The sequence below is a fragment of the Halomonas aquatica genome (assembly GCF_040196335.1).
In the GTDB taxonomy this organism is placed as follows: domain Bacteria; phylum Pseudomonadota; class Gammaproteobacteria; order Pseudomonadales; family Halomonadaceae; genus Halomonas; species Halomonas aquatica.
Genome location: NZ_JBEGCJ010000001.1, coordinates 367,269 through 381,571, shown reverse-complemented (window position 1 = coordinate 381,571; position 14,303 = coordinate 367,269). Strand labels below are relative to the sequence as shown.

Genomic DNA, 14,303 nt, shown 5'->3' with positions numbered 1-14,303 from the left:
GGCTCCCCTGGGCATCGAACACCGGGCAGGCCTCGTCGGCCTGCCTGGCGCATGCGATGGCCATGGCGTCAGCCGGCGATACGTTCGGCGATTGCGCGGCCGAGGGTCTCGGTGGTGCCATGGCCGCTGACGTCCGGCGTCAGCACCGCCTTGTCGCCCTCGGCGAGCACCGCCTCGAAGGCATCGACGATGGCCTTTCCGGCATCCTGGTGGCCCAGGTGCTCTAGCATCATGGCCGCAGACCAGACCTGGCCGATGGGGTTGGCGATGCCGCGTCCGGCGATGTCCGGGGCGCTGCCGTGCACCGGCTCGAAGAGGCTCGGGAAGATGCCGTCCGGGTTGATGTTGGCCGAGGGCGCCACGCCAATGGTGCCGGTGCAGGCAGGGCCCAGGTCGGAGAGGATGTCGCCGAACAGGTTGCTGGCCACCACCACGTCGAACCAGTCGGGATGCATCACGAAGTTGGCCGTCAGGATGTCGATGTGGAACTGGTCCACCGAGACCTCGGGGTAGTTCTTCCCCATTGCCTTCACTCGCTCGTCCCACCACGGCATGGTGATGGCGATGCCGTTGGACTTCGTGGCCGACGTGAGCTTCCGGCGCGGGCGGGTCTGGGCGAGGTCGAAGGCGTACTTCAGCACCCGGTCGACCCCGGTGCGGGTCATCACCGTCTCCTGGATCACCACCTCGCGGTCGGTGCCCTCGAACATCCTGCCGCCGACGCTGGAGTACTCCCCCTCGGTGTTCTCGCGCACCACGTAGAAGTCGATGTCACCCGGTCGGCGGTCCGCCAGCGGGCTCTTGATGCCCGGCAGCAGGCGGCAGGGGCGCAGGTTCACGTACTGGTCGAAGCGGCGGCGGAACTGCAGCAGCGAGCCCCACAGCGAGATGTGATCAGGCACCGTCTCCGGCCAGCCCACGGCACCGTAGAAGATGGCATCGACGTCCTTGAGCTGTTCGAACCAGTCGTCGGGCAGCATCTGGCCGTGCTCGAGATAGTAGTCGCAGCTGGCGAAGTCGAAATGCTCGAGGGACAGGTCGATACCGAAGCGTTCGGCGGCAGCGTCGAGAGCGCGCAGCCCCTCGGGCATCACCTCCTTGCCGATGCCGTCGCCGGGAATGACCGCGATGCGATGGGTCATGCTGGTTCTCCTTGGGTGAACTATGGACGATGCCTGCCAGTCTAGTCCTCCACGAGGAAAAGATAATCGCGTTATCCTTCAATTCATTGTTGCTAAAAAGTAGAGAATGGCATGCCCGCCCTCGATGACCTGGCCTTCTTCCGCCGCCTGGCCCATGCCGGCAGCCTCACCGCCACGGCCCGCGAGCTTGGGCTCTCGCTGTCGGCAGTGAGCAAGCGTCTCAAGCAGCTCGAGGCGCGGCTGGGGGTGGAGCTGGCCAGCCGTACTACCCGACGCCTTTCGTTGACTGCCGAGGGGGAGCGCTACCTCTCCCGCGGCGGGATAATCCTCGATGAGCTCAGCGAGCTCGAGGAATCCCTGGGCGAGCATCGCACCGAGCTCTCCGGTCCGCTGCGGGTCAACGCCACCTTCGGCTTCGGCCGCCGCCACGTGGCCCCGCTGCTCTCGGCCTTTTGCCACGAGCATCCCGGCATCGAGGCGATGCTGGAGCTCTCCGGCTTCCCGCTGAGCCTCGGCGACCAGGCCTTCGACATCGGCATCCGGGTGGGCGAGCCGCCGGACTCTCGCCTGGTGGCAAGGCGGATCCTGGCCAACCGCCGTGTGCTCTGTGCGGCCCCCGCCCGGGCGGCGACCCTGCCGCCGCTGCACTCACCGGCCGACCTGGCCTCGCTGCCCTGTCTGCTGCTGCGCGAGAACGACAGCGACTTCGCCGTCTGGCGCTTCCAGCATCGCGACGCCCCAGAAGTGGAACAGGCGGTCAAGGTGGCGGGGCCCTTGGCCAGCAACGACGGCGAGGTAGTCATGCAACTGGCGCTGGATGGCCACGGCATCGCCCTGCGTTCCTGGTGGGACGTGCACGAGCACCTGGCCCACGGCCGCCTTGTCGAGCTGTTGCCCGAGTGGCAGGGTGTGCGCGCCGACTTCCATGCGGTCTATCGCCAGCACCGACACGTGCCGGCCCGCCTGTGGTCGTTCGTCGCCTATCTTGAACAGGAGATGGCCAGCCGCGTGCCACCCCTGCAGAATGTCGCCCCTGCCAGCCGTGGAGAGACGTCACCGTGAATGTATTGATGTTCACCAATACCTACCTGCCCATCGTCGGCGGGGTCAGCGAGTCGGTTCAGCGGCTCAAGCGCCAGCTGCAGGACGCTGGCCACCGGGTGCTGGTGGTGGCGCCGCGGCTGGAGGGACAGCCGCGTGAGGAAGGCGATGTGGTGAGGGTGGCGGCCATGCAGCATTTCAACGGCAGTGACTTCTCGCTGCCGGTGCCGATCCCCGGCCAGCTCCACGAGGCGATCGAGACCTTCGATCCGGACATCGTCCACGCCCACCATCCCTTCCTGCTGGGCGATACCGCCGCCCGGGCGGCCGAGACCTACGGCCTGCCGCTGGTCTTCACCCACCACACCCTCTACGAGCACTACACCCACTATGTGCCGGGTGACTCGGCCCGCATGCAGCGTTTCGCGGTGGCACTTGCCACCCAGTACACCTGGCTGTGCGATGAGGTGATCGCTCCCAGCGAGAGCGTCCGCGACCTGCTGCTGCGGAGGGAGGCCAATCCCGCCATCAGCGTGGTGCCGAGCGGCGTGGACACCGCGCGATTCGCCCTTGGTGAGGGCCGGGACTGGCGCGCGCGGCTGGGCATCCCCGATGAGGCCTACGTGATTGGCCACCTGGGACGACTGGCGCTCGAGAAGAACCTGGCGTTCCTGAGCGAGGCGGTGGCCGGGGCGCTGGTCGCACGGCCCGAGGCCCACTTCCTGGTGGTGGGAGAGGGCGAGGCGCGACCTGACATCCAGGCGGTGGCCGAGGCATGGGGCGTGGCTGGCCGCCTGCATTTCACCGGCCGCCTCCAGGGCCAGGCGTTGATCGACGCCTACCATGCCATGGACGTCTTCGCCTTTGCCTCCCACAGCGAGACCCAGGGCATGGTGGTGGCCGAGGCTATGGCGGCCGGGTTGCCGGTCGTGGCCGTCGCCGCCCCCGGGGTGCGCGAGGTGGTGGTCGATGGACACAACGGACGGTTGATCCAAAGGGACGACCGCGACGCCATGGTCGAGGCGATGGTCACGCTGGCCGCACCTGACGTGCGGATTCCCTTGGCCGAGGCGGCCCTCGAGACGGCCGCCGACTATGACGAGGCACGTTGCGCCGAGCGTTGCCTGGCCGTCTATCGCCACGCCATCGCCCGGGGCGGACCCTTCACCCATGCCGACGAGGGAGGCTGGGAGCGGATCCGCTATCGGCTGGGGGCCGAATGGCAGATGTTCCGCCATCGTGGCCGACTGTTGCGCCATCTCATGCAGGATGAGTGGGAGCAGGATCGCCCCGCCTGGTGGCCCGGCCAGCGCGAGAAAGACGAGACCGAGGCGCCACCGAAGTAGCTCGCCTCAGCGGAGAGGGCGGCGGCGGTCAGACCAGCGCTTCAGCCCGACCAGCAGTGCTATCCCCACCAGCAGGCCCCCGGCAGCCCAGAGCAGTTCGCCATGAGTGTCGGCCGTGGCCAGCTGTCCCAGCTGGCTGCCCAGCAGGGTGACGCCGGCGAGACCGGGGGCGATGCCCAGCAATGAGCCGATCATGTAGTCACGAAAGCGCAGGCGGAAGGCACCGGCCATCATGTTGGTCAGGGTGAAGGGCGCCAGCGGGAGCAGGTTGACCAGGGTCATGGTGCGGATGCCGCGACCGGAGAGGTAGCGGGACAGGCCGTTCAGGCGCCGGCCGCCGTGACGCATCAGGGTCTCCCGGCCCAGCCGGCGTCCGACCCACCAGGTCAGCACCGAGGCGGCCAGGGTCCCGGCAAGCGCATAGCCGAAGCCCCACCAGGGCCCGAACAGCAGGCCGGTCAGCGCCACCAGCAGGCTCAGGGGGAACATCACCAGCGAGGCGCCGGCATAGACGGCCATCACCACCAGCACCGCCCAGGGGGCGTCCCGCCAGGCCACGGCCCCCTTCACGAGGGCCATCAGCGCTTCTACCGTCAACAGCTCCTGCATGGCCAGCCACTGCCAGAGCAGGCCAAGGGCCACGAGGGTGACCAGCAGGCCGGTAACGATGGTGAGGCGGTGGCTCATGTCGCGGGACATCCATGCTGATCGAGGCCCTCAAGCATACGGTAGAGCGCCAGGGGGCCAAAGGGGACGTCGCATGAGGGCCCGCGTTTCAGGCCGGCAAGTCGGCCCTCCCGCGCTCCACCAGCGCTGCGATCTGCGCGACGAGATGCAGCGAGGCCCCGATTGCTACCCCGCCGATGACATGGGTCGTCGCCCAGACCAGCGCCGCGGCGATGTTCAAGGCGTAGAACCGGCTCGGTGGCATCCCGGGGCGGCTACCGCGGGGACGCTAGCCGCCGATACGGGCCAGGCGGGACAGCGGATCCTGATGGAAATAGTGTGATAGGAGCCCGTAGAGGGTTGGATAGGCCCGGTGGAGCCTGTCGGGGTCGCTGAAGAAGGTCTCGCAGCAGACCGCGAAGCACTCGCCGGGGTGGGTCGCCGCGTACTCATCGATGGGCGTCGCCTCGCCCCGGGCGAGGCGCACCTGGAGATCCTCCCAGACCCCCATGAAGATGCGATACCACTCCTGTGGGTCGAGCTCCCGGGGAAGGGGCGGGAAGCCGTCGACATCCAGGGAGTTACCCAGGTCGAGCTTGTGGGCCAGTTCATGGATCAGCACATTGAAGCCATCGAGCCCGCCGCTGGTCATGAGGTCGGCCCAGGCGACCACCACCGGGCCCTGGTGGGAGGTCTCGCCGGCACGCTCGTCATCGTACTCGTGCACCACTCCGTATTCGTCCATTTCCTCCACCCGGCGATGGAACGCATCGGGCAGCACCAGGATCTCGTGGACGTTGGCGAAGGCCTCCTGGTGTTCGCTATCGCACCAGCCCAGTGTCATCAGGCAGGCCTGGGCCGCCAGGGCGAGCCGGGCCGGGGCGTCGAAGGTCACGCTTTCGGCGAGTTCCGGGTGCAGGCTCAGGCGCTTGGCATGGATGAACTGCCAGGCACGCCGCCCCAGCCTTTCGGCCTGGTCGTCGGACAACCCGTCGAGCAGCGGAAGCCTGTCTCGGGCCTCTGCCCAGTCGGCGGCGGGGAAGGGTGTGCCTTGCTCGAGACGCCTGCCCCTCAGGCGCAGCAGTCGTCCGAGCATGGCGTCAGCTCTCCTCCAGGTTGGCGCCTGATTTCCATGACCAGTCACGCCAGCGCAGGTCGAAGAGGTCCTTGCGACGGTCCTTGAGGTTGGTCACCGAGCCTTCGGCACGCACCACGGTCAGCCGTGTCAGGTCGAGATCCGAGAACATCACCATCTCGGTGTTGGGCGTGGTCTCGGAGAGCACGGCATCATGGGGAAAGGCGAAGTCCGAGGGTGAGAAGACCGACGACTGGGCGTACTGAATGTCCAGGTTCTCGATGGAGGGCACGTTGCCGACACTGCCGCACAGCACGACGTAACACTCGTTCTCGATGGCTCGCGCCTGCGAGCAATGGCGCACGCGCAGGTACCCGTTCTTGGTGTCGGTCCAGAAGGGCACGAAGAGGATGTCCATTTCCTGGTCGGCGAGCAGGCGCGAGAGCTCGGGGAACTCGACGTCATAGCAGATCTGGATGCCCACCCGGCCGGCATCGGTCTGGAACACCAGCAGTTCGTCGCCGCCTTCGATCACCCAGTCGCGGCGCTCTTGGGGCGTGATGTGCAGCTTGGCCTGACGCTCTATCTCGCCGTCACGATGGCAGAGGTAGGCGATGTTGTAGAGGCGGTCGTCTTCGCCGACCTCGATCATCGAGCCGGCAATGATGTTGATGTTGTAGGAGACCGCCATGCGCGACAGCTCGGTCTTGAACCGCTCGGTGAAGCCGGCCAGGAAGCGGATGGCGGCTTGCTGGTCCTGCTGGTCGGCGCGATCCTGCAGGCCCATCAGCGGGGCATTGAAGAGTTCCGGGAAGACGGCGAAGTCGCTCTGGTAATCCGAGAGGGCATCGACGAAGTATTCCACCTGCTGGAGGACTGCCTCGACGGATTCGAACTCGCGCATCTGCCACTGCACGGCACCGACGCGAACCTGGGTGGGTCGATTCTCGAGCACCCGTTCGGCCGGCTCGAAGAGAATGTTGTTCCACTCCAGCAGGGTGGCATAGCCCTTGGACTTCTCATCTTCCGGCAGGTACTTGCGCAACAGGCGCTTGACCTGGAAGTCGTTGGCCAACTGGAAGGAGAGGATGGGGTCATGGATCTCCTTGCGGGCCACCTTGTCGAGGTATTCGGCGGGTGAGAGTTCGTGGGCGTGTTCGTGGTACTGGGGAATGCGGCCCCCGGCCAGGATCGAGCGCAGGTTGAGCGACCGGCAAAGCTCCTTGCGTGCCTCATAGAGGCGCCGTCCCAGGCGGTAGCCGCGATAGTCAGGGTGGATCAGCACGTCGAGGCCATACATGGCATCCCCATCCAGTTCGTTCAGGATGGTCTCGCGCTTGCCGATCAGGTCGTCGTAGCGGTGGGGGTTGGAGAAGGTGTCGTACTCGACCAGGGCCGTCAGGGCCACGCCGACAATGGTCTCGTCATCCTCGATGATGATCTGTCCGTCGGGGAATTCCTTGATCAGCTTGTCGATGGTGGCCTTGGGCCAGGCGCCGCCGATGTCGTCATAGACCCGGTCCATCAGCGCCTTGAGCTGCGGGTAGTCCTCAGGGGTCAGGTTGCGCAGGTTGAGATGCAAGTCTTCGAGGGACATGTGTGCAGGGGCTCCCGCCATGGAAAATTGTTGCAGTCTACCATGGGGCCGAGCGGCGCATGATGCAACGGCGCGGCGGCTGGTGGCACGCTCGGAATGGCGTGATCGAGCGCCCGCCGGCGGGCTCTGGCGTCGGTATGGGGCCGCTATCGATGCCTCAGGAAAAGCAAACGCTACTCCTGAAGCACATAGCGTCCGGGGGCATCGTCGAGCGGGGGATAGTCGGCCGAGCCCATCGTGGGAAGCGACCGGGAATCGCCGGAATGCACCGCCAGCCAGCCCTGCCAGGCGGGCCACCAGGAGCCTTCGACCACCGGCGTGCGGCTGAGCCAGGTGTCCGGGTCGACGTAGGTCTCGCCATCGGTGGCCATGCGGTAGTGGCGTCCGGTGTCCGTGGGCGGACAGACGATGCCCACGTTGTGACCGCCGCTGGTCAGCAGGAAGGTGAGCTCATGGGTGTCGGCGAGCAGGTGGATCTTGTAGGTCGAGCGCCAGGGCGCCACATGGTCCCACTCGGTGCCCACCGCGAAGATCGGCACCCGGATGTCGCTGACCGTCACCGGTCGGCCCTCGACCTCGAAGCGACCCTCGGCGAGGTCGTTATCGAGGAACAGCTGTCGCAGGTACTCGCTGTGCATGCGGTAGGGCATGCGGGTGGCATCGGCGTTCCAGGCCAACAGGTCGTTGAGGGGGCGATGCTCGCCCAGCAGGTACTCGTTGACCAGACGCGACCAGATCAGGTCATTGGAGCGCAGCAGCTGGAAGGCGCCGGCCATCTGCTTGGTGTCGAGCACCCCCTGGGCCCACATGGTGTCCTCGAGGAAGGAGAGCTGCTTGTCGTCGATGAACAGCATCAGCTCGCCGGCCTCGCGGAAGTCGGTCTGGGCGGCGAACAGCGTCATCGAGGCCAGGCGATGGTCGCCATCGCGGGCCATGGTCGAGGCGGCGATGGCCAGCAGGGTGCCCCCCAGGCAGTAGCCGACGCCGTGCACCGGCGCCCCGGGGCAGATCGACTCGATCACCGTCAGGCTGTCCATGATGCCCTGGCGGCGGTAGTCGTCGATCCCGATATCCCGATCCGCCTCGGTGGGGTTGCGCCAGGAGATCATGAACACCGTGTGACCCTGGCCGACCAGGTAGCGCACCAGGGAGTTGTCCGGCGAGAGATCCAGGATGTAGTACTTCATGATCCAGGCCGGCACGATCAGCACCGGCTCGGCGTATACCTCGTCGGTGGCGGGGGCGTACTGGATCAGCTCGATCAGGTGGTTGCGGTAGACCACCTTGCCGGGCGTCACGGCGACCGCCTTCCCGGGCTCGAACTGCTCCGCGCCGGCCGGCTTCTTGCCCTGCAGCTGGCGCTGCCAGTCATCGATGAACTGCTCGGCGCCCTGCATCAGGTTGGCGCCGCCGGTGGCCAGCGTCCTGTCCAGCACCCGGGGGTTGGTGGGCAGGAAGTTGGCGGGGGAGATCATGTCGAGCAGCTGGCGCGCGCCGAACTCCAGCGCCTGTTCGTGGTGCGGCGACAGGCCGGCGAGGCCGGTGGTCGCGTTGCACCACCACTGCTGCTGCAGCAGGAACGACTGGTAGATCAGGTTGTAGGGGAAGCGTCGCCAGGCCGGGTCGCGGAAGCGCCGATCCTGGGGCAGCGGCTCGATGCAGGGGGGCGCCGCGGGGTCGAGCGCCGAGTGGCTGGCCCACACCGCCAGGCGCATCTGTTTCTTGAGCGCCTTCTGGACCAGGGTCGCCTGCTTGCCCGGCGACACGGCCACGCTGGTCAGCCAGTCGACGTAGGTCAGCATCATCGCCGCCGGAGAGAGGCCGAACGTCATCCTCGCCAGCGACGCCCGCATCAGCCGATCGGTACTCTCGGCCAGGCCGGCCTCGTCGAGGCTCGTGCCGGTGTCGTTCGGGGCGTCCTCGTGGTCGGGCCTGATCATCGCGCGTCTCCTCGTGGCCGAGGGAGGTTGCCTACCCGCTGTCGGGTCGGTGTGTCCCTGTGTAGCCATCCTAGGGGGCAGGATGGGCCCTTCGCCTTGATCCAGAACAGGCTTTTCCGGCATCCGGACGGCCTCGCGAGGGCCGCCGTCGCCTGCCTGGCTCAGCGCGGGTCCACGTCGGGGCGACTCGTCCCGGCGGGGCGTGGCCTCAACGGCCGGGTCAGGGTCTGCGCCATGATCACGCCCGCCAGCACCAGTGCACCGCCGGCGAGGTGGTAGGCGGCGACCCGCTCGCCGAGCAGGGCCATGGCGATCAGGGCACTGAACACCGGCATCAGGTTGATGAAGATGCTGGCCTGGCTGGCGCCGATCTGGCGGATGGCCCGCATCCACAGGAAGGTGGTGATGATCGAGGCGGGGATGCCCGCGTAGAGGATCAGCCAGACGTTCTGGTCGTCCACCGGCGTCATGGGGCCGAGCAGGTAGCCGGGCAGCAGGAAGAGAGTGGCGAAGGCCGCCTGCAGGTAGAGCACCACCCAGGGCGGCATGTCCAGGGGCCAGCGTTTGAGCATGACGCCATAGAGCGCGTAGCAGGTGGCGGCCACCACCATCAGCAGGTCGCCGATGGCCACCTCGAGCTCGAGAAGCGACAGCGGGTTGCCGTGCCCCAGCAGCAGAGAGACGCCGACCAGGGCCACCAGGCCGCCAAGAGTGCCGCCGAGGCTAGGCGCCTCGCGCAGGATCAGCGCGCTGAGCAGCACCGTCAGCAGCGGCACCATGGCCGCCAGGATGCCCATGTTGGTGGCCGAGGTGGTTTCCGCGGCCACGTAGGCGAGCCCTTGCCACATGGCCATGCCGAGCAGGCCCAGCACGGCGAGCTTCGGCCACTGGCGACGGATGGCCTCGCGATGACGCCAGGCGGCGGGCAGCACGAAGGGGGTGAGCACGGCCAGCGCCAGCACCCAGCGCAGGAAGGCGATGCTGCTCGGGGCGATGCTGCCCACGGTGAGCTGGTTGATGGTCATGTTGCCCGACCAGATCAGGACGGCGCCCAGCGGGGGCAGGAAATGCAGCAGCGGCATGGTGACCTCGGACCAATGACGAGGCCCCGCCATGGCGGGGCCTCGAGGGTACAGGGAGGGTGGTGATCAGCCGACGGCGGCGACCGCGGCCTTGGCCACCTGCACGTCCTGGTCCGGCTTGACGCCGGAGATGCCGACGCTGCCGGCCACCTGGCCATCGACGATCACCGGAACGCCGCCGGCCAGCAGGGCCTCCATCGGCGCGGTGACGAAGGCGGTGCGGCCGTTGTTGATCATGTCCTCGAAGACCTGGGTCTCCTTGCGGCCAATGGAGGCGTTGCGTGCCTTCTCGCCGGCCACGCCTGCGCTGAAGGGCGGCGCGCCGTCTAGGCGGCGCAGCCCGAGCAGGTGGCCGCCGTCGTCGGCGACGGCGATGGTCACGGCCCAGCCGTTGTCCTCGGCTTCCTTCTGGCCCGCGTCCAGCAGGGCGTTGACGTCATCCAGGGTCAGGACGGGTTTGGTCTGCATGGGAATCTCCTCGTTCTTGGGTCTCGCGTATCGGGGTGTTGGGCGTCGCGTTGATGGTCAGGCCAGGGCGTCGTCGACGATCTCGATCCAGTGCCGCACCGGGGTGCGGTTGGCGCCGGCCAGGTGGGTCTGGCAGCCGATGTTGGCCGTGACGATCATCTCGGGGTTGCCGGCCTCGAGGTTGTCGAGCTTGTTGTCGCGCAGCTGGGTGGCGAGCTCCGGCTGGGTGACGGAGTAGGTGCCGGCCGAGCCGCAGCAGAGGTGGGCGTCCTGTACCGGGGTGAGGGAGAAGCCGAGCCCGCGCAGCACCTGCTCCACGGCACCACCGAGCTTCTGGGCGTGCTGCAGGGTACAGGGGCAGTGGAAGGCGAGCCGGCGACTCTCCTCCGCCTCGAGGGACGAGAGGTCCTCGTCGCGCAGCACCTCCACCAGGTCCTTGGCCAGCGCGCTGATGCGCTCGGCCTTCTTGGCATAGGCGGGGTCGTCGGCGAGCATTTCGCCGTACTCCTTGACGAAGGCACCGCAGCCGCTGGCGGTCTGGACGATGGCCTCGCAGCCGGCCTCGACGTGAGGCCACCAGGCGTCGATGTTGGCGCGCATGCGGGCCCGCCCGGCCTCCTGGGCGTTGAGGTGGAAGTCGACCGCGCCACAGCAGCCGGCTTCGGGGGCCGGGGTCAGGCCGATGCCGAGGCGGTCGAGCACCCGGGCGGTGGCGGCGTTGGTGTTGGGCGAGAGCCCGGGCTGCACGCAGCCCTCGAGGATAAGCATCTGGCGCGCATGGCGCTTGCCCTCGGGGCGTGCCCCGGCATCCACCGGCGTCGGCGGCATCTTGTTGGCCAGCGCGCTCGGCACCAGCGGGCGGAAGGTCTGGCCCAGCTTGAGCAGCGCCTGGAAGCGCTTCGGCTCCACGAGTGCCTTGCGCAGCCCGAAGCGCAGGGCGCGGTCGGCGGGCTTGCGCGGCACCCGCCGCTCGATCTCGGCGCGGCCGATGTTGAGGAGCTTGTGGTACTCCACCCCGGAGGGGCAGGTGGTCTCGCAGTTGAGGCAGGTGAGGCAGCGGTCGAGGTGCAGCCGGGTCTCCTCGGTGACCTGGGTGTCGTCCTCCGGGCTCTCGAGCATCTCCTTCATCAGGTAGATGCGTCCGCGGGGGCCGTCGCGCTCGTCGCCCAGCAGCTGGTAGGTCGGGCAGGTGGCGTTGCAGAAGCCGCAGTGCACGCAGCTACGCAGGACCCGGTCGGCCTCGCGGATGTGGGGCTTCTGGAGGTCTTCCTCGGTAAAGTGCGTCTGCATCTCGGCTGTTCCCCCTAGGTCTCAGATCGCCGCGTAGAGTCGGCCAGGATTGAAGATGCCCTTCGGGTCCATCTGGGCCTTCAGGTTGCGATGGTACTTCTCCACCACGGGTTCCAGCGGCATGAACGGGTCGTCCTGGCCCGGGCCCTGGCGGTCGCCCAGGCAGGTGGCGTGTCCGCCGGCGCGGGCGCAGGCCTCGCGCACGGTGTGCGCCTCGAGGTCGCTGCGCAACCAGCGCTGGGTGCCGGCCCAGTCGTAGAGCAGGTCCGCTTCCTCCACACCGGGCAGGCACAGCGACGGGGTGTTGTGGGGCAGCGAGAGGCGCCACAGGGCCCGGGCGTCCTCGCCAGAGAAGAACGCTAGGTGCTGCTCGCGCAGGTCTGCCCAGAAGCCGTTGTCCAGCTCCTCGCCGCCCAGCCGCTCGCGGGTGGCGGCCACCGAGCTCGGCCCGCCCTCCAAGCGCAGGTTCAGGGCGCCGTCGTGCCAGGCGGCGGCGGTGATGGGCAGCGGGGAGCGTCCCCACTCGGCCAGCTTCGCCAGGGCCTCGGCCAGCGGCATCTCCAGGCGCAGGCTATGGCGAGCGCCGGGCGTCGGCAGCACCTTGAGCGACACCTCGGTGATCAGCCCCAGGGTGCCCTGGGCGCCGACCATCAGCCGCGACAGGTCGTAGCCGGCAACGTTCTTCATTACCTCGCCGCCGAAGCGCTGCTGGTGCCCCTCATGGTTGATGACCCGGGTGCCCAGCACGAAGTCACGCACACTGCCGGCCCAGGGGCGGCGAGGGCCCGAGAGGCCGGTGGCGACCATGCCGCCCACGGTGGCGTCTTCGCCGAAGTGGGGCGGCTCGCAGCCGAGCATCTGGCCGTTGTCGGCAAGGGTGGCTTCTAGCTCGGAAAGCGGAGTGCCGGCGCGCACCGAGACGATCAATTCCACCGGGTCATAGTAGGTGACGCCCCGGTGCTCGAGGGTGGACAGCGTCTCGATCTCCTCGGGGCGGCCCTGAATCTTTCGACCATAGAAGGCCTTGGTGTCACCGCCGACGATGCGCAGTGGCGTGCCCGTGTCGGTGGCCCGGCGAATGCGTTCGCCAAGCGCCTCGCTGATGTCCTGGTCGGTCGATTGGGGTCGTGTCTCGGCCATGGGAAATCCTCAGAATCGGGGCAGCTCGGGGTGCGGGAGCTCGTTGTTGTGGACGTGCATGGCACCGAATTCGGCGCAGCGGGCGAGGGTGGGGATGTTCTTGCCCGGGTTGAGCAGGCGATCGGGATCGAAGGCTGCCTTCACCGCATGGAAGGTGGTCAGTTCGCCTGGATTGAACTGGGCGCACATCTGGTTGATCTTCTCGCGGCCCACGCCGTGCTCGCCGGTGATCGAGCCGCCGACCTCGACGCACAGCTCGAGGATCTTGCCGCCGAGTTCCTCGGCCTGCTCGAGCTCACCGGGACGGTTGGCATCGAAGAGAATCAGCGGGTGCATGTTGCCGTCGCCAGCATGGAAGACGTTGGCGACCCGCAGCCCATACTCCTCGGAGAAGTCCGCGATGCCCTTCAGCACCCGTGGAAGCTCGCGACGGGGAATGGTGCCGTCCATGCAGTAGTAGTCCGGCGACATGCGGCCCACCGCAGGGAAAGCGTTCTTGCGCCCGGCCCAGAAAAGAGCGCGTTCGGCTTCATCACGCGCCTGCTGGATGTCGGTGGCCCCGGCCTTCTCCAGCGCCTCGCGAACCGTGGCGCAGTCGTCGTCGACGTCGGCCTCCACGCCGTCCAGCTCGCACAGCAGGATCGCCTCGGCCTCCACCGGATAGCCGGCCTTGATGAAGTCCTCGGCGGCACGGATGGCGAGCTTGTCCATCATCTCGAGCCCGCCGGGGATGATGCCCGCGGCGATGATGTCGCCCACCGCCCGTCCGGCCTTCTCGACGTCGTCGAAGCTGGCCATCAGCACCTTGGCGGTCTCGGGCTTGGGCAACAGCTTGACGGTGATCTCGGTGACCACGCCGAGCATGCCCTCGGAGCCGGTGAACAGGGCCAGCAGGTCGAAGCCCGGGGCGTCCAGTGCCTCGCTGCCGAGCGTCATGCGCTCGCCCTCGATGGTGATCACCTCCACCTTCATCACGTTGTGCACGGTCAGCCCGTACTTCAGGCAGTGCACGCCGCCGGCGTTCTCGGCCACGTTGCCGCCGATGGAGCAGGCGATCTGCGATGAGGGGTCCGGGGCGTAATAGAGGCCGTAGGGCGCCGCCGCCTCGGAGATGGCCAGGTTGCGCACGCCGGGCTGGAGCCGGGCGATGCGGGCATCCGGGTCCACGTCGAGGATGCGATTGAAGCGTGACATCACCAGCAGCACGCCCTTCTCCAGCGGCAGGGCACCGCCGGACAGGCCCGTGCCGGCGCCGCGGGTCACCACGGGCACGCCCAGCGCCCGGCAGCGCTTCATCAGCGTCTCGACCTGCGCGAGGGTCTCGGGCAGGGCAACGAGCATGGGCAGGACGCGGTAGGCCGAGAGACCGTCGCACTCGAAGGGGCGCAGATCTTCCTCGCGGTGCAGAAGGGTCAGGCCGGGGGCCGCCTGCTGCAGGTCGGCCAGGACCTCGGCCTTGTCGGTTTCCTGCAGCTCTCCGTCGAGCCGCTCATCGTAGAGGATGTTCATGGGGCTT

Annotated in this window: 13 protein-coding genes; 2 read left to right on the top strand and 11 right to left on the bottom strand. The window is 67.9% G+C overall.

Going from position 1 to position 14,303, the window contains the following annotated elements; translation table 11 throughout:
- Window positions 1–68 precede the first annotated feature (68 nt).
- Window positions 69–1,142, bottom strand: a complete 1,074-nt coding sequence (locus tag ABE960_RS01705; RefSeq protein ID WP_349760487.1) for a tartrate dehydrogenase — start codon at window positions 1,140–1,142, stop codon at window positions 69–71.
- 111 nt (window positions 1,143–1,253) lie between these two features.
- Here ABE960_RS01705 and ABE960_RS01700 point away from each other — a divergent pair, with 111 nt between their 5' ends.
- Both ABE960_RS01700 and ABE960_RS01695 read left to right on the top strand, forming a co-directional pair.
- On the top strand, window positions 1,254–2,204 hold the full coding sequence (locus tag ABE960_RS01700) for a LysR family transcriptional regulator (RefSeq protein WP_349760486.1): 951 nt from the start codon (window positions 1,254–1,256) through the stop codon (window positions 2,202–2,204).
- A complete protein-coding gene (locus tag ABE960_RS01695; protein ID WP_349760485.1) occupies window positions 2,201–3,529 on the top strand; it encodes a glycosyltransferase in 1,329 nt (442 codons plus the stop codon). Before ABE960_RS01700 ends, ABE960_RS01695 begins: the two co-directional genes overlap by 4 nt.
- Window positions 3,530–3,535: 6 nt before the next feature.
- Here the strand turns inward: ABE960_RS01695 and ABE960_RS01690 are convergent, their stop codons facing one another.
- The 10 genes from ABE960_RS01690 to glcD all read right to left on the bottom strand — a co-directional run bounded on the left by ABE960_RS01690 (window position 3,536) and on the right by glcD (window position 14,296).
- The gene (locus tag ABE960_RS01690) at window positions 3,536–4,216 is read right to left on the bottom strand and encodes a TVP38/TMEM64 family protein (RefSeq protein WP_349760484.1); all 681 of its coding nucleotides are present in this window, start codon (window positions 4,214–4,216) and stop codon (window positions 3,536–3,538) included.
- Window positions 4,217–4,304: 88 nt separating this feature from the next.
- Window positions 4,305–4,436 (bottom strand): hypothetical protein, encoded by a 132-nt coding sequence (locus ABE960_RS01685; RefSeq protein WP_349760483.1) that lies wholly within the window; start codon window positions 4,434–4,436, stop codon window positions 4,305–4,307.
- 48 nt (window positions 4,437–4,484) lie between these two features.
- Window positions 4,485–5,291, bottom strand: coding sequence for a M90 family metallopeptidase (locus ABE960_RS01680; protein WP_349760482.1), 807 nt, complete (start codon window positions 5,289–5,291; stop codon window positions 4,485–4,487).
- Between the two features lie 4 nt (window positions 5,292–5,295).
- On the bottom strand, window positions 5,296–6,867 hold the full coding sequence (locus tag ABE960_RS01675; RefSeq protein ID WP_349760481.1) for a GNAT family N-acetyltransferase: 1,572 nt from the start codon (window positions 6,865–6,867) through the stop codon (window positions 5,296–5,298).
- Between the two features lie 173 nt (window positions 6,868–7,040).
- Window positions 7,041–8,807, bottom strand: coding sequence for a PHA/PHB synthase family protein (locus ABE960_RS01670; RefSeq protein WP_349760480.1), 1,767 nt, complete (start codon window positions 8,805–8,807; stop codon window positions 7,041–7,043).
- A 161-nt stretch (window positions 8,808–8,968) separates the two neighbouring features.
- Window positions 8,969–9,889 carry a DMT family transporter gene (locus ABE960_RS01665; RefSeq protein WP_349760479.1) on the bottom strand — a complete coding sequence of 307 codons (921 nt, stop codon included), beginning with the start codon at window positions 9,887–9,889 and terminating at the stop codon, window positions 8,969–8,971.
- A 66-nt stretch (window positions 9,890–9,955) separates the two neighbouring features.
- Window positions 9,956–10,357, bottom strand: coding sequence for a heme-binding protein (locus ABE960_RS01660; RefSeq protein ID WP_349760478.1), 402 nt, complete (start codon window positions 10,355–10,357; stop codon window positions 9,956–9,958).
- Between the two features lie 57 nt (window positions 10,358–10,414).
- Complete coding sequence (gene glcF / locus ABE960_RS01655) at window positions 10,415–11,647, bottom strand: glycolate oxidase subunit GlcF (protein WP_349760477.1); 1,233 nt, start codon at window positions 11,645–11,647, stop codon at window positions 10,415–10,417.
- 21 nt (window positions 11,648–11,668) lie between these two features.
- The gene (gene glcE / locus ABE960_RS01650) at window positions 11,669–12,787 is read right to left on the bottom strand and encodes a glycolate oxidase subunit GlcE (RefSeq protein ID WP_349760476.1); all 1,119 of its coding nucleotides are present in this window, start codon (window positions 12,785–12,787) and stop codon (window positions 11,669–11,671) included.
- A gap of 9 nt (window positions 12,788–12,796) precedes the next feature.
- Window positions 12,797–14,296 (bottom strand): glycolate oxidase subunit GlcD, encoded by a 1,500-nt coding sequence (gene glcD, locus ABE960_RS01645; RefSeq protein WP_349760475.1) that lies wholly within the window; start codon window positions 14,294–14,296, stop codon window positions 12,797–12,799.
- Window positions 14,297–14,303 lie beyond the last annotated feature (7 nt).